This is a genomic window from Actinomadura violacea (assembly GCF_017573465.1).
Taxonomy (GTDB): domain Bacteria; phylum Actinomycetota; class Actinomycetes; order Streptosporangiales; family Streptosporangiaceae; genus Spirillospora; species Spirillospora violacea.
Window position 1 is genome coordinate 268,620 of sequence record NZ_JAGEPF010000004.1, and the last position, 23,100, is coordinate 291,719.

At 74.5% G+C, this 23,100-nt stretch carries 6 protein-coding genes; all 6 read right to left on the reverse strand.

All coding sequences use genetic code 11. The features are described 5' to 3' along the window. Window positions 1–34 precede the first annotated feature (34 nt). From J4709_RS07080 to J4709_RS07105, 6 genes are read right to left on the reverse strand one after another with little or no spacing between them, the layout of a single operon-like run. Window positions 35–766 carry a thioesterase II family protein gene (locus tag J4709_RS07080; protein WP_208238248.1) on the reverse strand — a complete coding sequence of 244 codons (732 nt, stop codon included), beginning with the start codon at window positions 764–766 and terminating at the stop codon, window positions 35–37. Further along, window positions 763–1,410 carry a GNAT family N-acetyltransferase gene (locus tag J4709_RS07085; protein WP_307801053.1) on the reverse strand — a complete coding sequence of 216 codons (648 nt, stop codon included), beginning with the start codon at window positions 1,408–1,410 and terminating at the stop codon, window positions 763–765. The genes J4709_RS07080 and J4709_RS07085 overlap by 4 nt, the downstream gene beginning before the upstream one ends. Next, window positions 1,403–1,612: an MbtH family protein gene (locus J4709_RS07090; protein WP_208238250.1), complete on the reverse strand. Its 210-nt coding sequence runs from the start codon at window positions 1,610–1,612 to the stop codon at window positions 1,403–1,405. Before J4709_RS07090 ends, J4709_RS07085 begins: the two co-directional genes overlap by 8 nt. Beyond that, window positions 1,609–5,538 (reverse strand): non-ribosomal peptide synthetase, encoded by a 3,930-nt coding sequence (locus tag J4709_RS07095; RefSeq protein WP_232383088.1) that lies wholly within the window; start codon window positions 5,536–5,538, stop codon window positions 1,609–1,611. Before J4709_RS07095 ends, J4709_RS07090 begins: the two co-directional genes overlap by 4 nt. Beyond that, window positions 5,535–13,268, reverse strand: coding sequence for a non-ribosomal peptide synthetase (locus tag J4709_RS07100; protein WP_208238254.1), 7,734 nt, complete (start codon window positions 13,266–13,268; stop codon window positions 5,535–5,537). Before J4709_RS07100 ends, J4709_RS07095 begins: the two co-directional genes overlap by 4 nt. Continuing rightward, window positions 13,265–22,843, reverse strand: a complete 9,579-nt coding sequence (locus tag J4709_RS07105) for a non-ribosomal peptide synthetase (RefSeq protein WP_208238256.1) — start codon at window positions 22,841–22,843, stop codon at window positions 13,265–13,267. Before J4709_RS07105 ends, J4709_RS07100 begins: the two co-directional genes overlap by 4 nt. Between the last annotated feature and the right edge of the window lie 257 nt (window positions 22,844–23,100).

Here is a 23,100-nt window from a genome sequence, read left to right on the forward strand (position 1 = left end):
GCGCCCCATGAGGACGACACGCCGCAACTCGACGTCAGGCGGGGACTTCGAGGGTGCGGTGGATCTCGGCGATGACCTCGGGCCGCCGGTCGGTCAGGTAGAAGTGGCCGCCGGGCAGCACCCGCAGGGCGAAGCGCCCGCCGGTGACCTCCGCCCAGCCCTTGGCCTGCGGCTCGGTCACGTGCGCGTCGGCGTCCCCGATGATCGCGGTGACCGGGACGGTCAGCCGCGTCCCGCCGCGGTGCTCGTAGGACTCGATCAGCGCGAAGTCGTTGCGCACGTACGGCAGGACCAGCTCGCGCAGCTCCGGGTCCTGCAGCGCCTCGGCGTCGGTGCCGCCGAGCTCCACCATCGCCTCGACCACGCCGTCGTCGTCGCGGTCAGCGATCCGCTCGTCGCCGCGGTCGTGCGGGGGGCGCGCGCCGGAGACGAAGACGTGCACCGGCGGGGTGCCGCGCTCCTGCAGCAGCCGCGCCACCTCGTAGGCCAGCACGGCGCCCATGCTGTGCCCGAACAGCGCCGCCGGACGGTCCATCAGCGGCGCCATCGCGCCGGCGATCAGCCGGGCGAGCTGGTGCGGGTCGGTGACGAACGCGTCCGCCATCCGGTCCGCGCGGCCCGGGTACTGGACGGCCTGCACCTCGACGGCCGGGCTGACCGCCTTCGCCCACGGCCGGTAGAACACCGCCGACCCGCCCGCGTGCGGCAGGCAGAACAGCCGCATCGACGCCCACGGCCGGGTCTGCGGGCAGCGGAACCAGCTCACGTGATCAGCTCCTCCTCCTGGTACCGGCCGGACTCCGCGCGCGGGTCGTGCGGCAGCGGCCACGGCGCGACCCGCGGGTCCGGGACCAGCTTGGCAGCGGTCGTCTCCGCCGCCACCTTGAAGCCGCGGCGCCGGTAGTTGGCCATCGCGTTCGGATGATCGAGGGTGCTGGTGCGCAGCCACACGCGCGACGCGGCGCCGCTCCCGCGGGCCCACAGCACGCCGCGCTGCCACGCCCGCCGCGCGCACTGCTCGACCAGGTAGCCGCCGTAGCCGCGGCCGACGAACGCGGGGGTCAGCCCGACGAGGTGGATCTCGGTGTCGCCGCCCGGCTGGGCCTCCAACTCGAAGAACCCGGCGATCGTCCCCTCGGCCATCACCAGCCAGGTGGACAGCTCGGGGCGCTCCACCCAGGCCCGCCAGTCGGCGTGCGTCCACGGGAAGCGGTCCGTCCAGCAGACGCGGGCGCCGACCATCGCGTACAGAGCCCGGCTGACGTCCGCGGACGGCACCCCGGCCAGGGTGAAGGTCATCTCGACGCCGGGCAGCGGCGCGGGCCGCAGGTCGGCGGCGTCGAGCATCTCCATCGCCCACTCGGTGACCGCGGGGATCTCCAGGGCGCGCCCCGCCGCCGGGTCACTCACCCATGGCCTCGACGAGGCTCTTCGGCCGCATGTCGGTCCAGTTCTCCTCGATGTACTCCAGGCAGGCCTGCCGGGTGTCCTCGGCCTTGGCGACCGTCCACCCGGCGGGGACCTCGGCGAACGACGGCCACAGCGAGTGCTGGCCCTCGTCGTTGACGAGGACGACGTACGTGCCGTCGGCGTCCTCGAAGGGGTTCGTCATCGCAGTCCCTTTCCAGTTCTTCCCGGTGTCTCGTCGTTGACGTGCAGTTTGTCGAGTTTCGCGGCGAGCACGGCGCCCATCTCGGCGGCGGGGCCCGGCTCCAGCAGGAAGTGGTGCTCGACGTCCAGGGGGTAGTCCTCGATCTGCCCCTCGACGAGCGGCCCCCAGTTGGACGGCCCGGTCGGCGAGTCCGCGGTGCGGCCCTGCAGGGCGGTGAAGAAGACGACGTCGCCGCGGTACCGGCCGGGCCGGTACCGCTCGGCCTGGTGGAGGCCGTTCTCGTAGTTGCGGTAGACGTTGACGAGGTCGTCCTCGCGGAGGGTGGCGAGGGCGTCGTCGCGTTCGGCGAGCACGGCCATGATCTGGGCCATGTCGGGGTTGCCGTCGGCGGCGACCATCTTCGCGTCGATCCCGATGGACTCCAGCAGCTCCGGCAGGATCTCCCGCTTCTCCGACTCGAGGTCCTGGGTGTGGTAGGCGTCGATGAGCGCGAGCAGCCCGACGCGCTCACCGGCGGCCTGGAGGCGGACGGCCATCTCGTAGGCGATGAGGCCGCCGAGCGACCAGCCCGCGAGGTGGTAGGGCCCGGACGGCTGCACGCTCCGAATCTGCTCCAGGTAGTCCTGCGCCATCTCCTCGACGGAGCCGGGCAGGTCCGCGCGGGTGAACGCGCTGCCCTGCAGCCCGTAGATCGGCTGGTCGGGGCCGAGGTGCCGCTGGAACTGCAGGTAGCTCCAGGCGAGCCCGCCGGCGGGGTGGACGAAGAAGACCGGCGGCCGCGTCCCGGTGGTGCGGATCGGCAGCAGCACCTCGAAGCCGAGCAGGTCCTCGGGCTCGCCGGCGCGCAGCAGCGCCTCGACGGTCTGGTGGGTGAACACGTCGCGGGGCGTCAGCTCGATCCCGGCCTGGCGGGCGCGGATGACGAGCTTCAGCGCGGCGATGCTGTCGCCGCCGAGGTCGAAGAAGCTGACGTCGGCGCCGACCCGGTCGAGGCCGAGGACGCCGGCGACGATGCCGCAGAGCGCCTCCTCCTCGGGGGTGGCGGGGTCGCGTCCGGCGGCGGCCTCGGCGTAGTCGGGGGCGGGCAGGGCGCGCCGGTCGAGCTTGCCGTTCGGGCCGATGGGGAAGGTGTCGAGCCGGACGAACGCGGCGGGCACCATGTACTCCGGCAGCCGCCCGGCCAGGAACTCCTTGAGGCCGTCGGCCGACGGGGCGATGACGTAGGCGACGATCGTCTTGACGCCCAGGGTGTCCTGGCGGGCGACGACGGCGGCGTTCGCGACGGCCGGGTGCGCGGTGAGGGCGGCCTCGATCTCGCCGAGCTCGATCCGGAACCCGCGGACCTTCACCTGCTGGTCGGCGCGGTCGACGTATTCGAGCGCGCCGTCGGGGCGGTGCCGGACGAGGTCGCCCGTCCGGTACATGCGCGACCCGGGCGGCCCGAACGGGTCGGGGACGAAGCGCTCGCCCGTCAGGGACGCGCGCCGCAGGTAGCCGCGGCCGACGCCCGGCCCCGCGATGTACGCCTCGCCGACCGTGCCGGGCGGGACGGGCCGCAGCGCCGGGTCGAGGACGTACAGCGCCCGGTCGTCCATCGGGCGGCCGAGCAGCGCGGACGTCTCGGCGGGGTGGGCGGCCAGCCGGGCCCGCTGCCGGTCGATCGTGGTGTAGGTGGTCGCCTCGGTGGGGCCGTAGACGTTGCCGACCTCGGTGTCCGGGCAGGCGGCGAGGACCTTGCGGATCGCGGCGGTGGAGCCGGCCTCGCCGCCGGTGAGCACCTCGCGGAGTCCCGCGAACGCCTGCGGGCGCTCCTCGGCGACCAGGTTGAACAGCGTCGTGGTGAGGAACAGGCCGGTGAGGCCGTGCGCGCGGACGAGGCCCTCGATCGCCTCGCCGCCGAGGTGGCCGGGCGGCGCGACGACGGTCGCGCCGCCGTGCAGCAGCGGCGTCCAGATCTCGTAGATGTGCGCGTCGAAGGCGTGCGGTGAGTGGAAGAGGACGCGGTCGTGGGCGCCGCCGCGCAGCTCGCCGTCGGTGGCGAGGCTGACGGCGTCGCGGTGGCGGAGCATGACGCCCTTCGGCACGCCGGTGGAGCCGGAGGTGAACAGCACGCAGGCGAGCTGCTCGGGGTGGCATGGGACGTCCGGTGCGGTGGCGGGCTGCGCGGCGGTGTCCGGGTCGTCGTCGAGGACGAGGACGTGCGCGGGGGTGTCGAGGCCGGCGACGCGGCCGCGCATGGCGGTGTCGACGAGCACGACGGGCGCGGCGACCTCGGCGACGGCCCACGCCGTCCGCTCGGGCGGGTAGCCGTGGTGGATCGGCGCGTAGGCGCCGCCCGCCTTCAGGACGGCGAGGGACGCCACGACGATGTCCGCAGACCGTTCCAGCAGGACGGCGACGGGCGTCTCGCGGCGGACGCCGAGCCCGATGAGGCGGTGCGCCAGCCGGTTCGCGCGCTCGTCCAGCTCCGCGTAGGTGAGCGTCTCGCCGCCCGCGACGACGGCCTCAGCGTCCGGGGTCTTCGCGAGCCGATCGGCGAAGCGGCCGGTCACCGTGCCGGGCGCGCGCTGCGTGCCCGTTCCCTGCCAGGCGCGCAGGACGAGGTCGCGCTCGTCGTCCTCCAGCACGTCGATGCGGCCGAGCGGCAGGTCGGGGCGGTGCGCGACGGACTCCAGGACGCGGACGAACCGCCGCATCAGCCGCTGCCCCTCGTCCTCGGTGAACAGGTCGGTGCGGAAGTCCAGCCGCAGCGACAGCCCCCGGCCCGGCACGGCGGCGAGGGCCAGCGGGTAGTGGGTGGCGTCGTGGCCGTCGACGTTGTGCAGGGTGAGGCCGCCGAGGTCGGTGCCGGCGGCGTCGGGGTCGAACGGGTAGTTCTCCAGGACGGTCATCGTGTCGAACAGCGGGCCGGTGCCGGCGAGCCGCTGGACGTCCGACAGCCCGAGGTGGTGGTGCTGCATCAGCGCGGCCTGCTCGTCCTGCAGGCGGGTGAGGGCGGCGGCGACGGTGTCGCCGGGGCGGACCCGGACGCGGATCGGCAGCGTGTTGATGAACAGGCCGATCATCTGCTCGACGCCGGGCAGCTCCGGCGGGCGCCCCGACACGGCGGCGCCGAACACCACGTCCGTGGACCCGGTGAGGCCGCCGAGCAGGGCGCCCCAGCCGAGCTGGAGCACCGTGTTGAGGGTGACGCCCTGGGCGCGGGCGCGCGCCGACAGCGCCGAGGTGAGGTCCTCGGTGAGCCGGATCCGGACGCGTCCGGGCGCCTGCGCGCCGGGCTCGCCGGCGCCGGGCGCGACGAACGTCGGCCCGTCGACGCCGTCGAGCGCGCGCCGCCAGGCGTCCTCGGCGGCGACGCGGTCCTGGGCGGCGATCCACGCGAGGTAGTTCTTGTACGGGGCGACGCGCGGCATGCCGGTGTCGTCGCCCTTGGCCAGGTACAGCGCGAACAGCTCGGTCTGCAGGACGGGCGTCGACCAGCCGTCCAGCAGGATGTGGTGGTTGGTGAACACCATCCGGTGCAGGCCGTCCGCCAGCCTGATCAGCAGGAAGCGCAGCAGCGGCGGACGGGCCATGTCGAACGGGCGGGCCCGCTCGGCCTCGGCGAGCTCCCGCGCCCGCGCGTCCCGCTCGGCCTCGGGCAGGCCGGTCAGGTCGGCGTCCTCCCAGGGCAGCCGGACCTCCCGGTGCACGACCTGGACGGGCGAGCCCTCCTTGCGCTGCCGGAACCCGGCGCGCAGGTTCGCGTGCCGGCGCAGCAGGGTCGCGGCGGCGGCGCGCAGCGCGCCGGTGTCGAGGGGGCCGCGCAGGTCGAACACGATCTGCGCGGTGTAGACGTCGTGCCCCGAGTCGTACAGGGCGTGGAAGAACAGGCCCTGCTGCAACGGGGACAGCGGGAGGATGTCCTCAAGCTGCGACTTGCTCAATCCAGCTCCCATTCACCGTCGAGTTCGGCGGCGAGCTCGTCGATCTCGTCCTGGCTGACGTCGACCAGGGACAGGTCGGAGGGGGTGAAGCCGCCCACGGGCCCGTCGGCGGGCGCGTCCACGACGTGCGCGACGAGGCCGCGCAGCGCCGCGAACCAGCGGTCGGCGAGGTCGCGGACGGCGTGCTCGTCGAACAGCCCGGCGGCGTAGGTCCAGGTGGCGGACAGTTCGGGCCCGTCCGGCAGGTCGCGGGTGTGCGCGTTGACCTCGACGGCGTGGACGAGGCCGAGCGCGCCGTCCTGCCCGCCGCTGAGCGCGTCGGCGTCGGCCTGCCCGGCGGGACCCCAGTCGGTCGCCTCGGGCACGGCGGACCGGCCGAGGTAGTTGAACGCGATCTGCGGGTGCGGGCGGCCGCCGAGCCGCCGTCCGGCGGCCGGGTTGAGGTGCCGCAGCAGCCCGTACCCGATCCCGTTGTCGGGGATCTCCCGCAGCTGCTCCTTCACCCGCTTCAGCGCGGTGCCGACGGCCTGCCCGCCCTCGCGGACGTCGCCGGGCTCCACCCAGCCCGCGTCGAGCCGCACGGGGTAGATCGCGGTGAACCAGCCGGCGGTGCGGGACAGGTCGACGCCCGGCACGACCTCCTCGCGGCCGTGCCCCTCCAGGTCGATGAGGACGGCGGTGTCGTCGCACACGCCCCGGTCGCGGCGCCATTCGGCGACCGCGAGGGCGAGGCCGGTGAGCAGGACGTCGTTGGCGCGGCCGTGGAACGCGGCCGGGACGTCGGTGAGCAGCGGCCCGGTGACGTCGGCGGGCAGGTCGACGGTGAGGTGCCGGGCCGTCCCGAACGTGTCGGCCTTCGCGTTCAAGGGGCGGGCGCCGAGGACGGGGTCGGGGGTGTTGAGGACGTCCTCCCACAGCGGCAGCTCGGCGGTGCGCGACGGGTCGGACGCCTCCGCGACCAGGCGCTGCGCCCAGCGGCGGAACGAGGTCGGGACCGGTTCGAGCGTCCCGCCCGCCCACGCGGCGACGAGGTCGGGCAGCAGGATCCGCCAGGACACGCCGTCCACGACGAGGTGGTGCAGGGTCAGCAGCAGGCGGCCGGACGCGCCGGGCCCGGCGTCGAACCAGACGAGCTGCGCGACCGTGCCGGCCTCGGGGTCGAGGCGGTCGCGGGCGGCGCGGGCGTGCTCGGCGAGGACGGCGCGCAGCGCGTCGCCGTCGAGGCCGGTGACGTCGACGCGGTGGACCAGCGGCGCCGCGTCGACCGCGCCGGGCTCGGCGACCTCGAACTCGCCGTCGCGGACGTGGAGCCGCAGCATGTCGTGGTGGTCGAGGACGGTCTGCAGCGCCGCCGCCAGCTTCCCGGCGCCGAGGTCCGGCGGGACCTGGAGCAGCATCCGCTGGCTGTAGCCGGCGGTCGGGCCGTCCAGCTCCTGGAACCAGCGCATGATCGGGGTGGCCGGGACCTGGCCGACGCCCGCGCCGGGCGCCTCCGCCTCGACCCGCTCGCCCTCGCCGACGGGCCGCGACGCCGCCGCCAGCTCCTCGACCGTCTGGTGCTGGAACACCTCGCGGGGCGTGACGACCAGGCCGGACTGCCGCGCTCGCGACACGAGTTGGATGGCGATGATCGAGTCGCCGCCGAGGTCGAAGAACCCATCGTCGATCCCGACCCGCTCCAGGTTGAGCACCTCGGCGAACAGCCCGGCGAGGGTCTCCTCCTCCGGGGTGCGCGGCGCGCGCGACGACGCCTTCGCGGAGAAGTCGGGCGCGGGCAGCGCCCTGCGGTCGAGCTTGCCGTTCGTGGTCAGCGGCAGCGCGTCCAGCTCCACGACGGCCGCCGGGACCATGTAGTCGGGCAGGTCGTTCCCGGTGAACTTGCGCAGCTCCGCCGGGCCGACGTCGCCGGTCGCCACGACGTAGGCGATCAGGCGGTCGTCGCGGACGACCACGGCCGCGTCCGCCACGGCATCGTGCCTGGTCAGCACGGACTGGATCTCGCCGAGCTCGATCCGGAACCCGCGCAGCTGCACCTGCTGGTCGGCGCGGCCCAGGTACTCCAGCGAGCCGTCGGCGCGCCAGCGGCCGAGGTCGCCGGTGCGGTACATGCGGGTGCCGGGCTTGCCGTGCGGGTCGGCGACGAACCGTTCCGCGGTCAGACCGGGGCGGTTGAGGTAGCCGCGCGCCAGGCCGGGGCCCGCCACGTACATCTCCCCCGCCACGCCGGGCGGGACCGGCTGGAGCCGGTCGTCCAGCACGTAGACGCGCAGGTCGGGAATGCCTGCGCCGATGACGCTGCCCGGCGCCGTGGCCGCGGTGACCCGGTCGAGCGCGATGTACGAGACGTGGACGGTCGTCTCGGTGATCCCGTACATGTTGACGAGCGTCGGCGCGTCCTCCGCGTGCCGCGAGTACCAGTCTTCGAGGCGTCCGAGGTCGAGGGCCTCGCCGCCGAAGACGACGTACCGGAGCGCGAGATCCGAGCCCGGGTTCGCCTTGTCGGCGGCCATGAGCTGGTAGAACGCCGACGGCGTCTGGTTCAGGACGGTGACCCGCTCGTCGGCCAGCAGCTTCAGGAACTCGTCCGGCGACCGCGACGTCAGGTACGGCACGACCACGAGACGGCCGCCGTGCAGCAGCGGCCCCCACAGCTCCCACACCGAGAAGTCGAACGCGTAGGAGTGGAACAGCGTCCACACGTCGTCCGGGCCGAAGTGGAACCACTCCTCGGTGGAGCCCAGCAGCCGGATGACGTTCTGGTGGGGGATGACGACGCCCTTGGGACGCCCCGTCGAACCCGAGGTGTAGATGACGTACGCCGGGTTGTCGGGCGAGATCTCGACACGCAGGTCGGAGTCGTCGTAGCCGGACGCGTCCAGGTCGTCCGGACGCAAGGTCAGGACGGGCTTGGCGTCCTCGACCATGTACGCGATGCGGTCCTCGGGGTAGTCGGGGTCGATCGGGACGTACGCCGCCCCGGCCTTCAGGACGGCCAGGACCGCGACCACGAGATCGGCGGAGCGCGGCAGTGCGAGCGCGACGAACTGCTCCGGGCCGACACCCTGCTCGGCAAGGCGCCGCGCCAGCCGGTTCGCCCGCGCGTTCACCTCCCCGTACGTCAGCGACACACCTTCGAACGACACCGCCACCGCATCAGGACGCGCCGCCGCATGCGCCTCGAACAGCGCCGGGATCGTCGACCGCTCCACTTCGGGCGCCTTGCCGCCCGCCCACTTGCGCAGGAGGGTGCGGCGTTCGGCGCGTTCCAGGATCTCGGCGGTGCCGATGGGGGCGTCCGGGTCGGCGACGAGGTCGCGGACGAGCCGCTCGAACCGTCCGGCGATCGTGGCGGCGGTCGCCGGGTCGAACAGGTCGAGGGCGTATTCGAGGCCCGCCTCGATCCCACCGGGCGCGCCGTCGCCGCCGTGCCGTTCCTCCAGGTAGAGGGACAGGTCGTACTTCGCGGTCCCGGCGGTGAGCGGTTCGGCGCCGCCAGTGAGGCCGTCCATCTCCAGGCGCGCCTCGGGGTTGTTCTGGAACGACAGCGCGACCTGGAACAGCGGGTGCCGGGCCATCGACCGCGCCGGGTTCAGCACCTCGACGAGCCGCTCGAACGGCAGGTCCTGGTGGCCGTAGGCGGCGAGGTCGGTCTCCTTCACCCGCGCGACCAGCTCGCGGAACGACGGGTCGCCGGAGGTGTCGGTGCGCAGCACCAGCATGTTCACGAACATGCCGACGAGATCGTCCAGGGCCTCGTCGGTACGGCCCGCGATCGGCGACCCGACCGGCACGTCCGTGCCCGCGCCCAGCCGCGTCAGCAGCGCCGCGAACGCGGCCTGCATGACCATGAACAGGCTGGCGCCGCTCTCGCGGGCGAGGCGCAGCAGGCCCGCGTGCAGGTCGGCGTCCAGCTCGAAGGCGTGCGTGCCGCCCCGGTACGACGCCTCCGCCGGACGCGGCCGGTCCGTGGGCAGCCGCAGCTCTTCCGGGAGCCCGGCGAGCGCGCCGTGCCAGTACGCGATCTGCTGCGAGATCAGGCTGTCCGGGTCGTCCTCGGACCCGAACAGCTCGCGCTGCCAGAGCGTGTAGTCGGCGTACTGGACGGGCAGCGGCGCCCAGTCCGGCGCGCGGCCCTCCGCGCGGGCCGCGTAGGCGAGGACCACGTCGCGGGCCAGCGGCGCCATCGACCAGCCGTCCGCAGCGATGTGGTGCAGCACCATCACCAAGACGTGCGCGCCCCCGTCGAGGGCGAACAGCCGGGCGCGCAGCGGCGGCTCCACCGACAGGTCGAAGCCGCGCCCGACCTCGGCGGCGAGCGCCGCCGGCAGCGCCGCCTCGGCGACCGGGGCGATGTCGAGGCGCGGGCGGGCGGCGGCCGGGTCCAGGACGAGCTGGCGGGCGCTGCCGGACCCGTCCGGGAAGATCGTCCGCAGCGACTCGTGCCGCTCGGTGACGTCGGCGAGGGCGGCGCGCAGTGCGTCCAGCTCGAGGGCGCCGTCCAGCCGCAGCGCGACCGGCATGTTGAACGTCGCGGACGCGCCCTCGAACCGGTTGAGGAACCAGAGCCGCTGCTGCGCATGCGACAGCGGCACGACCTCGGGGCGCTCGGCGCGGCGCAGCGGCGGCCGCACGTCGCCGGCGGCCCCGGCGAGGCGTTCGGCGAGGCCCGCGACCGTCGGGGCCTCGAACAGCGCCCGGACGGGCAGCTCGGCGCCGAGCGCGGTCCGGATACGGCCGACGAGGCGGGTCGCGGTGAGCGAGTCGCCGCCGAGGTCGAAGAAGCCGTCGTCGACGCCGACGCGCGGCACGCCGAGGATCTCCGCGAACAGCCCGCAGAGGATCTCCTCCTGCGGGGAGCGCGGCGCGCGGCTCACCGCCGCGCCGGTGTCGGGCGCGGGCAGCGCGGACCGGTCCAGCTTCCCGTTCACGGTCAGCGGCAGCGCGTCCAGCACGGTGAACGCCGGGACCATGTAGTCGGGCAGCCGCTCGGCCGCGAACCGCCGCAGCGCGGCGACGTCCACGCCCGCCGTCCGGTCCGCGGGCACCACGTAGGCGGCGAGCCGCTTGTCGCCGGGCCGGTCCTCGCGGACGAGCACGGCGGCCTGCGCGACGCCGCCGAACCCGGCGACCACGTTCTCGATCTCGCCGGGCTCGACCCGGAACCCGCGGATCTTGACCTGGTCGTCGGCGCGGCCGACGTACTCGACGGTGCCGTCCGGCAGCCGGCGGGCGAGGTCGCCGGTGCGGTACATGCGGTCGCCGGGCGCGCCGAACGGGTCGGCGACGAACCGCTCGGCGGACAGCGCCGGCCGCCCCAGGTAGCCGCGCGCGAGCTGCGCGCCCGCCAGGTACAGCTCGCCGGGGACGCCGGCGGGCGCGGGCTGGAGCGCGGCGTCCAGCACGTAGGCGCGGGTGTTGCGGTGCGGCGCGCCGATGGAGACCCGCTCGGAGCGCGCGACGACCTGGTTCATCGTGTCGATGGTCGACTCGGTCGGGCCGTACAGGTTCCGGGTGGTCAGGCCGGGGATCGCGCGCAGTTCCGCCCACAGCGCGTCGCTGACGGCCTCCCCGCCGAGCAGCAGGTGCGAGGGCAGGTGCCGGCCGTCGTCGCTGAGCAGGCCCGCTTCGCGGAGCGACGCGAAGTGCGACGGGGTCGTGTTGACCAGGTCGATCCGCGCGCGCGCCACGTACGCCGTGTACGCCTCGACGTCGCGGCGCGTCGCGTCGTCGATGAGGTGCAGCTCGTGGCCGTGCATCATCCACAGCAGCCCGTGGAACGAGGTGTCGAACGAGAACGAGGCGAGGTGCGCGAACCGCATCCGCCGTCCCCCGGCGGCGTCGATCGCCGGGTCCATGAACGCGTCCCGGTGCGCCTCGTAGTAGTTCAGGAGGCCGGCGTGCGGGACGGTCACGCCCTTCGGACGTCCCGTGGAGCCCGAGGTGTAGATGACGTAGGCGGCGTTGCCCGGGTGGAGCGGCCGGACGCGGTCGGCGCCGGCGGGATCGTGCGTCGGCCCGTCCTCGCCCAAGGGAAGGTCATCGGCGGTGATCGTGAGGGCGGGACGGCAGTCGTCCAGCATGTACGCGATGCGGTCCGCCGGATACTCGGGATCGATCGGCACGTACGCGGCGCCCGCCTTCAGCACGCCGAGGATCGCCACGACGATCTCGGGCGTGCGCGGCAGGACGATCGCGACGCGGTCCTCGGCGCCGATCCCCCGCGCGATCAGCTCGTGCGCGAGCCGGTTGGCGCGCGCGTTCAGCTCCGCATAGGTGAGGGACGCGTCGCCGCAGACGAGGGCGGTGTCGTCCGGGGTGCGGGCGGCCTGGGCCTCGAACAGCGCGGGCAGCGTGTCGGCCGGGAGGTCGGCGGCGGTGTCGTTCCAGCGCGCGAGGGCGGCGCGCTCGTCCTCGCTCGCCAGCGCGACCGCGCCGATGAGCTGGGACGAGTCGTCCGCGAACGCCTCCAGGAAGCGGCGGACGCGGGCGAGCAGGGCCTCGACGACGTCGCGCTCGAACACGTCGGGCCGGTAGTGCAGGCGCAGCGACAGCCGGTCGTCCGGCACCGCGACGAACGACAGCGGGAAGTGGGTCGCGTCGTAGGAGTCGGCGTTGGCGATGCGAACGCCGTTCAGCGAGCCGTCCAGCATCGCCGGGTCGAACGGGTAGTTCTCCAGCACCGTCATCGTGTCGAACAGCGCGCCGCCGTGGCCCGCGACCCGCTGGATGTCGGTGAGGCCGAGGTGGTGGTGCGCCAGCAGCGCGGTCTGCTCCTCCTGGAGCCGTTCCATCAGCGCCGCGAGGGACTCGTCCGGGCGGTGCCGGACGCGGATCGGCAGCGTGTTGATGAACAGGCCGATCATCTGCTCGATGCCGGGCAGTTCCGGCGGGCGCCCCGAGACGGTTGCGCCGAACACCACGTCCTCGCTGCCGAGGAACCGGCCGAGGACGAGGCCCCACGCGCCCTGCAGCACGGTGCTGAGCGTGACGCCGTGCCGCCGGGCGGCGCGGGACAGCCGGCGCGTGGTGCGCTCGTCCAGCTCCGTGATGGTGCGTTCCGGCGGGCGCGGCGCGCGCGCGGCGGCCTCCGGTGCGACGAGGCTCGGCTCCTCCACCCCGCCGAGGGCGCGGCGCCACGCCTCCTCGGCGGCGGCGCGGTCCTGTTTCGCCAGCCACGCCAGGTAGTTCTTGTACGGGGTGACGCGCGGGAACCCGGCGTCGTGGCCGCCCTGCACGTACAGCATGAACAGCTCGGTCGCCAGGATCGGCGTGGACCAGCCGTCCAGCAGGATGTGGTGGTTGGTGAAGATCAGCCGGTACCGCTCCGGGCCCGTCCGGACGAGCACGAACCGCAGCAGCGGCGGCGCGGTCATGTCGAAGCCCCGGGCCCGCTCCCGCGCGACGACCGCGTCGGCCTCGGCGGCGTCCGCCGCGTCGGTCTCCTCCCACGGCGGCTCGACGGTGCGCGGGATCACCTGCACAGGGCGCGACAGGTCCTCGTCCCAGAACGCGGCGCGCAGGTTGGAGTGCCGGCGCAGCAGCGTCCCGGCGGCCGTCCGCAGCGCCGCCGCGTCGACCGGCCCTTCGAGGTCGAGGACGATCTGCGCGGTGTAGACGTCGCCGCCGTCCGCACCATCGCCGCCGCCGTCGGCGTCGAAGAGGGCGTGGAAGAAGAAGCCCTGCTGCAAGGGAGACAGCGGCAGGATGTCCTCGAGGTCCCCCCGGTTCACTGGCCCCTCCACGCGTTCTGCAGCTTGTCGATCTCGCTCTGGTCCAGGTCCACGAGCAGGTCGGACGGGGTGAAGCCGCCGGCCGGCGCGGCGTCGCCGGCGGCCGCCGCGGCGACGTGCGCGACGAGGCCGCGCAGCGCGGTCGCCCAGCCGTCGGCCAGCTCCCGGACGGCGCTCTCCTCCAGCAGCTCGCCGGGCCACGTCCAGGTCGCCGACAGCACCGGCCCGCCGGGCAGGTCGCGGGTGATCGCGTTGATCTCCAGGACGTGTGCGACCGGCATCCGCGGGTCCTCGCCGGCGGGCGTCTCCTCCGGCGCGATCGTCCAGTCGCCGTCCCCGTCGCCGGGCGCGACGCGGCCGAGGTAGTTGAACGCGATCGGCGCGGCGGGCGGCTCGGCGAGCTCCTCGGCCGCGTCGCCGCCGCCGTGGCGCAGCAGGCCGTAGCCGATGCCGCCGTCCGGGACGGCGCGGAGCTGCTCCTTCACCTTCTTGATGGCGGTGCCGACGGCGGCGCCGCCGTCGCGGACCGCGGCCCAGTCGGCGGTGCCCGCGTCGAGCCGGACGGGGTGGATGGTGGTGAACCACCCGGCGGTGCGGGACAGGTCGACGCCGGGCACGACGTCCTCGCGGCCGTGGCCTTCGAGGTCGATGAGCACGTCGGTGCCGCGGCCGGCGCCGTGGTGGCGGCGCCACTGCGCGACGGCGAGGGCGAGGCCGGTGAGCAGGACGTCGTTGGCGCGGCCGTGGAACGCCGCCGGGACGTCGGTGAGCAGCGGTCCGGTGACGCCGGCGGGCAGCTCGACGGTCAGCGACCGGGCGCGGGCGGCGATGTCGACGCGCGGGTCGAGGGCGCGCGCGGCGAGCCGCTGCGGCGGGCCGTCCACGATGTCGAGCCAGTCCTCCAGCTCGTCCTCGCGGTCGGCGGCGGTGGCGGTGAGCCGCTGCGCCCACCGGCGGAACGAGGTCGGGACGGGGTCCAGGGCCCCGCCCGCCCACGCGGTGACGAGGTCGGGCAGCAGGACCCGCCAGGTGACGCCGTCCACGACGAGGTGGTGCAGGACGACGAGGAGCCGGCCCTGGTCGCGGCCCGCGTCGAACCACACGAGCTGCGCGGTCGTGCCGGCCTCGGGGTCGAGGCGGTCGCGGGCGGCGGCGGCCTGCTCGCCGATGACGACGGCGAGCTTGTCGGCGTCCAGGCCCGCGACGTCGACCCGGGTGACGAGGGCGGCGGCGTCCACGGCGCCGGCCTGCCGGACGACCGGCTGCCACCGGTCGCCGTCGACGTCCAGGCGGAGCCGGAGGACGTCGTGGTGGTCCAGGACGGTCTGGAACGCGGCCGCCAGCTCGTCGGCGCCGAGCGCGGGCGGGGTGCGCAGCAGCATCGACTGGTGGAAGCCCGTGATCAGGGACGCGTCGCCGCCGACCCGGTCGCGGAGCCACGCGACGATCGGGGTGACGGGGACGGGTCCGACGCCCGCGCCGGGCGCCTCCGCCTCGACCCGCTCGTCCTCGCCGGCCGGCCGGGCGACGGCGGCGAGCTCCTCGACGGTCTGGTGCTGGAACACGTCGCGGGGCGTGATGACCAGGCCGGACTGCCGCGCCCGCGAGACGAGCTGGATGGCGATGATCGAGTCGCCGCCGAGGTCGAAGAACCCGTCGTCGATCCCGACCCGCTCCAGGTTCAGGACCTCCCGGTACAGGCCGGCGAGGGTCTCCTCCTCGGCGGTGCGCGGCGCGCGCGACGACGCCTTCGCGGAGAAGTCGGGCGCGGGCAGCGCCTTGCGGTCGAGCTTGCCGTTGACGGTGAGCGGCAGCGCGTCCAGCTCCACGACGACGGCCGGGACCATGTGGTCGGGCAGGTCGTTCCCGGCGAACCTGCGCAGCTCCGCCGGGTCGACGGGCAGGGAGGCGACGACGTAGGCGACGAGGCGGTCGTCGCGGACGACGACGGCCGCGTCCGCGACGGCGTCGTGGCGGGCCAGCGCCGCCTCGATCTCGCCGAGTTCGATGCGGAATCCGCGCAGCTGCACCTGCTGGTCGCTGCGGCCGAGGTATTCGAGGCGGCCGTCGTTCAGCCAGCGCCCGACGTCGCCGGTCCGGTACATGCGGGTGCCGGGCTCGCCATGCGGGTCGGCGACGAACCGCTCGGCGGACAGGCCGGGACGGTTGAGGTAGCCGCGCGCGAGCCCCGGGCCCGCCACGTACAACTCGCCCACCACGCCGGGCGGGACCGGCTGAAGCCGGTCGTCCAGGACGTAGACGCGCAGGTCAGGAATGCCGGTGCCGATGACGCTGCCGGGCGCGGCCGAGGCGTAGGCCCGGTCGAGCGCGATGTACGAGACGTGCACCGTCGTCTCAGTGATCCCGTACATGTTGACGAGGGTCGGCGCGTCCTCCGCGTGCCGGGAGTACCAGTCCTCCAGGCGGCCCGGCTCCAGGGCTTCACCGCCGAAGACGACGTACCGCAGCGCCAGGTCCGAGCCCGGGTTCGCCTTGTCGGCGGCCATGAGCTGGTAGAACGCCGACGGCGTCTGGTTCAGGACGGTGACCCGCTCGTCCACCAGCAGCTTCAGGAACTCGTCCGGCGACCGCGACGTCAGGTACGGCACCACGACGAGACGTCCGCCGTAGAGCAGCGAGCCCCACAGCTCCCAGACGGTGAAGTCGAACGCATAGGAGTGGAACAGCGTCCACACGTCGTCCGGGCCGAAGTCGAACCAGTGCTCCGTCGAACGCAGCAGCCGCACGACGTTCTGGTGCGGGACGACGACGCCCTTGGGGCGCCCCGTTGAACCCGACGTGTAGATGACGTAGGCCGGGTGGTCGGGCGAGATGGCCACGCCGAGGTTCGAGTCGTCGTAGCCGGACGCGTCGAGATCGTCCGGGCCGATGGTGAGGACGGGCTTGGCGTCCTCGACCATGTACGCGATGCGGTCCTCGGGGTAGTCCGGGTCCATCGGGACATAGGCGGCGCCCGACTTCAGCACGGCGATGATCGCGACGACCAGGTCGGCCGAGCGCGGCAGCTTCAGCGCGACGAGCTGCTCCGGACCGACGCCCTGCTCGGCAAGGCGCCGCGCAAGCCGGTTCGCCCGCGCGTTCACCTCCCCGTACGTCAGCGACACACCTTCGAACGACACCGCCACCGCGTCAGGACGCGCCGCTGCCTGCGCCTCGAACAGCGCCGGGATCGTCGACCGCTCCGCCTCCGCCGCCTTGCCGCCGGCCCATTCGCCGAGGATCAGGTCGCGTTCGGCGGGGTCGAGGACGCCCGCGGCGCCGATGGGCGCGTCCGGGTCGGCGAGGAGCGCGGTCAGGTACCGCTCGAAACGGGCGACGAACCGCTCCGCCGTCGCCGGGTCGTACAGGTCGAGCGCGTACTCCAGCTCGCCGTCGAGGCCGTCCTCGCGCTCGGTGAGGATCATCAGCAGGTCGAAGCGGGACACGCCCGCGTGCAGCGGCTCGACCTCGGCGGTGAAGCCGGGCATCTCCAGCCGCGCCTCGGGGTTGTTCTGGAAGGTCAGGCCGACCTGGAACAGCGGGTGCCGGGCCAGGTGGCGCGGCGGGTTGAGCACCTCGACGAGCCGCTCGAACGGGACGTCCTGGTGCGCGTAGGCGGCGAGGTCGGTCTCCTTCACCCGCGCGACCAGCTCGCGGAACGACGGGTCGCCGGAGGTGTCGGTGCGGAAGACCAGCATGTTCACGAACATGCCGACGAGGTCGTCCAGGGCCTCGTCGGTGCGGCCCGCGATCGGCGACCCGACCGGCACGTCCGTGCCCGCACCCAGCCGCGTCAGCAGCGCCGCGAACGCGGCCTGCGCCACCATGAAGGGGCTGGCGCCGGTCTCCAGGGACAGCTTCCGCAGCGCCGCGTGCACGCCGGCGCCGAGCCGGAAGCGGGCCGTCGCGCCCCGGTAGGACGCCTCCGCCGGACGCGGCCGGTCGGCGGGCAGCTCCAGTTCCTCGGGCAGCCCGGCCAGTGCGTCGCGCCAGTAGGCGATCTGCTGGGAGATCAGGCTGTCGGGGTCGTCCTCGGACCCGAACAGCTCCTGCTGCCAGAGCGTGTAGTCGGCGTACTGGACGGGCAGCGGCGCCCAGTCCGGGGCGGCACCCTGCGCGCGGGAGGCGTAGGCGGTGAGGACGTCGCGGGCGAGCGGCGCCATCGACCAGCCGTCGCCGCCGACGTGCTGCAGGAGCAGCAGCACGACGTGCTCGTCCGGCGCGAGCCGGAACAGGTGGGTGCGCAGCGGCGGCTCGGCGGAGATGTCGAAGGCGTAGCCGGCGGCCATCGCCAGCCGCGCCGGCAGCCCCGCCTCGGTGGTCTCGGTGATCTCCAGTTCCGGGCGGGCCGCGGCCGGGTCCAGCACCTGCTGGCGCGGCACGCCGCCGCTGTCGGGCAGGATCGTGCGGAGCGTCTCGTGCCGCTCCACGATGTCGCCGACGGCGGCGCGCAGCGCGGCGACGTCGAGCGGGCCGCGGATCCGCAGCGCGATCGGCATGTTGTAGGTCGCGGACGGCCCCTCGAACCGGTTGAGGAACCACTGCCGCTGCTGCGCGTACGACGGCGGGACGGTACCGGGCCGCTCCCGCCGCTCCAGCGCGGGGCGTCCGGGCGCGGCGTCCCGGCGGTCCAGCAGCGCGGCGAGCCCGGCGGCGGTCGGCGCCTCGAACAGCGCGCGGACGGGCAGCTCGGCGTCCAGCAGCCGGCGGACGCGGCTGACGACCCGCATCGCGATCAACGAGTTGCCGCCGAGCGCGAAGAAGTCGTCGTCGGCGCCGACCCGGCCGAGGCCGAGCAGGTCGGCGAAGACGGCGGCAACCGCCTCCTCCCGCTCCCCGGAGGGGGCCCGGAACGCGGTGGCGGGGGCGGCGGGCGCGAGGTCGGGCTTCGGCAGCGCCTTGGTGTCGACCTTGCCGTTCGGGGTGAGCGGCAGCTCCTCCAGCACGACGACGGCGGCGGGCACCATCGACTCGGGCAGGTGCGCGCGGACGTGCGCGCGCAGCTCCTCGGGGTCGGGGGCCTGGCCGGGCGCGGCGACGACGTAGGCGACGAGGCGCTTGTCCGCCGGGCCTTCGGCGGGGCTCTCGGCGAGGTCGACGACGGTGACGCCGGGCAGGTCGAGGCCGTCCACGGTGACGGCGGCGCGGGTGGCGGCCACCTGCTCCAGGGCGTTCAGGTACCAGCCGGTGAGCCGGTCGGCGGTGCCGGCGTCGAACAGGTCGCGGGCGTACTCCAGGATGCCGGTGAGGCCGCCGTCCGGGGCGTCCTCCAGCAGGAACTCCAGGTCGAACTTCGCGACGCCCGGGTCCACCGGCTCGACCGCGACGTTCAGGCCGGGCAGCTCGACGGACGCCTCGGGGTTGTTCTGCAGGGTCAGCATCACCTGGAACAGCGGGTGCCGGGCCAGCGACCGGACCGGGTTCAGCGCCTCGACGAGCCGCTCGAACGGGACGTCCTGGTGGGCGTAGGCGGCGAGGTCGGTCTCGCGGACCCGCGCCAGCAGCTCGGCGAACGACGGGTCGCCGGAGGTGTCGGTGCGCAGCACGAGGGTGTTGACGAACACGCCGACGAGGTCGTCGAGGGCCTGGTCGGTGCGGCCCGCGATCGGCGAGCCGATCGGCACGTCGGTGCCGGCGCCGAGCCGGGTGAGCAGCGCGGCGAGCGCGGCCTGCAGCACCATGAACACGCTGACCTGGTGGTCGCGGGCGACGGCCCGCAGCGCCTCGTGCAGGTCCGCGGGGACCTCGAACGCGGCGCGCCCGCCGCGGTAGGACGCGCGGTCGGGGCGCGGCCGGTCCAGCGGCAGGGCGATCTGGTCGGGCAGCCCGGCGAGGGCGTCCTTCCAGTAGGCGATCTGGCGGGCGGCGAGGCCGTCCGGGTCGTCCTCGGCGCCGAGCAGCTCGCGCTGCCAGAGCGCGTAGTCGGCGTACTGGACGAGCAGCGGCGCCCACTCGGGCGCCTTCCCGTCGCGGCGCGCCAGGTAGGCGGTGACGACGTCGCGGGCGAGCGGCGCCATCGACCAGCCGTCGCCTGCGATGTGGTGCAGGACGAGCAGCAGCAGGTGCTCGTCCTGGCCCGCCTCGTTCGCGCCAAGGCGGTACAGGTGCGCGCGGACGGGCGGTTCGGACGCCAGGTCGAAGCCGCGGGTGGCGTCGGCGAACAGCGCCCCGAACAGGTCATCGGGGTCGGCGTCCCCGACCGTCAGCGACGGGTCGGCGCCGGCCGGGTCCAGGATGATCTGGACCGGTTCGCCGTCGGCGTCGCCGAAGACGGTGCGCAGCGACTCGTGCCGGGCGACCACGTCGCGGAGCGCGGCGCGCATCGCGCCGACGTCCACCGCGCCGGTCAGCCGCAGCGGGATCGGCAGGTTGTAGGTCGCGGTCAGGCCCTCGAGGCGGTTGAGGAACCAGAGCCGCTCCTGCGCGTGCGACACCGGCAGCGGCTCGGGCCGCTTCATGGGCCGCAGCGGAGGACGCTGCGCGTCGCCGCCGGACGCGGCGATCCGCTCGGCGAGGCCCGCGACCGTCGGCGTCTCGAACAGCGCCCGGACGGGCAGCTCCACGTTCAGCGCGGCGCGCGCCCGCGCGACGACGCGGGTCGCCTTCAGCGAGTCGCCGCCGTGGTCGAAGAACCCGTCGTCGACGCCGACCCGGTCGACGCCGAGGACGTCGGCGAAGATGCCGGCGAGGATCTCCTCGCGGGCGTCGCGCGGGCCCCGCGCGGTCTCCGACGCGGCGAGGTCCGGCTCTGGCAGCGCGGCCCGGTCCAGCTTCCCGTTCGGGCTGAGCGGCATCGCGTCCAGCGCCACGATCGCCGGCGGCACCATGTACGCGGGCAGCGTCGTCCCGACGAACGCGCGCAGCTCCTGCGCGGACACCGGATGCTCCGCCGGGCCGACGACGTAGCCGACGAGGACGGTGTCGCCGGCGGCGTCGCGGCGGGCGACGACGACGCTCTGCGTCACGGCCGGGTGCGCCGACAGCGCCGCCTCGATCTCGCCCAGCTCGATCCGGAACCCGCGCACCTTGACCTGGTGGTCGAGGCGGCCGAGGTACTCGATGTCCCCGTCCTCGTTCCAGCGGACGAGGTCACCGGTCCGGTACATCCGCTCGCCGGGCCCGCCGAACGGGCACGCCACGAACCGGTCGGCGGTCAGCCCCGGGCGGCGCAGGTAGCCGCGCGCGAGGCCGTCGCCCGCCACGTACAGCTCGCCGGGCACCCCGACCGGGACGGGCCGCAGCCGCTCGTCCAGCACGTACGCGCGGGTGTTGGCCATCGGGCCGCCGATCGGCGCCATCCCGGAGGCGTTGCCGTCGTCGAACCAGCCCGTCACGAAGACCGTCGCCTCGGTGGGGCCGTAGATGTTGGAGATCCGCGCGTCCGGCAGCAGCGCCCGGACGTCGCGCAGCAGCCGCGGCGAGAGCGCCTCCCCGCCGAGCGCCACGTCCCCGACGTCGAGCCGGAAGTCCTTCCGGGCGAGCAGCACCGACACCGCGGACGGCACGCCGCTGATCAGCGAGCCGGACCAGCCGCCGCGCTCGGCGACCTCCAGCAGGTCCCGGACGACCTCGATCTCGCCGCCGATCGTCAGCGGCACCAGCCACTCGAACAGCGACACGTCGAAGTTCAGCGACGTGGAGAACAGGACGCGGCGCATCCGCTCGGGCCCGTAGCTCACCATCGACTCGGCGCAGAAGTCGACCACGTTCGCGTGCGAGATGACGACGCCCTTCGGGCGGCCCGTCGAACCCGAGGTGTAGATGACGTAGGCGGGGTTGCCCGGGCGCAGCGGCCGGACGCGCTCGGCGTCGGTGAGGTCGCCGCCGGGCAGGGCGCCGAGGTCCAGCGCGTCGAGCTCGACGCGGGGCGTGCCGCCGGGCAGCTCGGCCGCGCGGGTGGTGATGACGCAGGCGGGCGCGGCGTCGTCCAGCATGTAGGCGACGCGGTCCGCCGGGTAGGCGAGGTCGATCGGCTGGTAGGCGGCGCCCGCCTTCAGCACGGCCAGCGAGGCGACGACGAGGTCCTCGTCGCGCGGGAGGGCGAGCGCGACGAAGTCCTCGGCGCCGACGCCGCGCGCCACGAGGTGGCGGGCGAGCCGGTTCGCGCGCGCGTTGAGGTCGGCGTAGGAGAGGCGCACGTCACCGGCGACGACGGCGGTCCGCTCGGGGGTCCGCGCCGCCTGCGCCTCGACGAGCTCCGGGACGGCGGCGGGCGCGACCGGGTGCGCCGTGTCGTTCCACCCGCGCAGGACGAGGTCGCGCTCGGCGTCGTCGAGCAGCTCCACGTCCCGCAGCGGCGTCGACGGGTCCGCCTCGCCGAGCGTGCGCATGAACCGGACGTACCGCTCCTGGTGCGCGGCGACCTGCTCCTCGGTATAGAGGTCGGGGTGCGCCTCGAAGTCGACGCGCATCCCCGCGCCGTCGAGGTTGTCGTAGATGTTGATCGCCAGGTCGTCGATCGGGCCGATCGTGAGGGCGTGCATCCGCGCCGGCAGGCCGTCGAAGTCCAGCCGGTAGTCGAACGCCATGATGTTGATGACCGGCCCGTACAGGCGGCGCCGCTCGCCGAGCAGCTTCAGGTCGCGCAGCAGGTCCTCGCGGCGGTACCGCTGGTGGCGCAGTGCCCGCGCGCTCGCCCGCGTCGCCGCGCGGACCAGCTCGTCCACCGTCATGTCCGGGCGGACGTGCACGCGCAGCGGCAGGATCGTCGACAGCATCGCCGGGGTCTCCCGGGCGGCCTGCGTGGTGCGGCCGCTGACCGCGAGGCCGAGGATGACGTCCTCGGTGCCGGTCATCCGCGCCACGTACGCGGCGGTCGCCGCGATCGCCAGGCCCTGCGGGGCGGTGCGCAGCCGCCGCGCGCCGGCCGCGAGCTCCGCGGACTGCTCCGGCGAAACGATCTTGATGCGGCTGATGAAGCCGGCGGTCGGCTCGGCCATGTCGTCGGCGAGGCTCACCGCGACCGGCCTGTCGGCGAACCGCTCCGTCCAGTAGGCGCGGTCCCGCTCGAACCGCTCCGACGCCCGGTACTCCGCGTCCTCGGCGAGGACGCGGCGGTAGTCGCCGAGCTCCGCCGGGACGTACTCGCCGCCGTTGGCCAGCGAGGTGTACACCTCGGCGGCCCGGTGCATGATCAGCGGGCCGCTGTAGCCGTCCTGGACCGCGTGGTGGATGCGGATGAACCACCGGTGCAGCTCCGGCGACAGCCGCAGCATCGCCGAGACCCACAGCCGCTCGCCGTCCAGCGGCAGCGGCTCGGCCATCCGCGCCTTCATCCACGCGTCCGCCGCCGCCTCCGGGTCGGGCTCGCCGGACAGGTCGACCAGGGGCAGCGAGGCGCTCGCCTCCGGGTCGAGGAGCTGCCGCACCGCGCCGTCCCGCTCGCTGAACCGGACGTGCAGCGCGAGCACCTCGTGCGCGCCGATCCGCGCGATCCGGTCGAAGAGTTCGTAGTCGAGCGGGCCCTCGATCTCGATGTACTGCGCGATATGGATCGGCGTTTCGGGCGCCAGCTGCTGCGCGTACCAGACGCTCTGCTGAGCGGCCGATAGAGGAACGTACTCGGAGGACGACATCAAGCGGTGCTTTCCCGGTCGAAGGGGGTTTGCTTTACGCCAGGCAACGGCGTCCGGAAGGCGCCGGCGGGCGGAAATTCAAAGAGCATGACCACAGAACTGATCGGGCTGGTCCCCGTCCCCTTTCACCCGAGTCCCTTCCGGGAACACGGCGGCGCGCGAACCCGGGGGTCGACGCCCCGTGGTCCCGCCGATACAGAGCGCCGCCGCTTTCCGCCCTCGCCCGGGACCCGCCCCCGCGCCCCTTCGTCCTACTC

Excerpts from the sequence above, each read along its gene's own strand:
- J4709_RS07105 (WP_208238256.1), bottom strand. The coding sequence starts at position 22,843 with ATGTCGTCCTCCGAGTACGTTCCTCTATCGGCCGCTCAGCAGAGCGTC.
- J4709_RS07090 (WP_208238250.1), bottom strand. The coding sequence starts at position 1,612 with ATGACGAACCCCTTCGAGGACGCCGACGGCACGTACGTCGTCCTCGTC.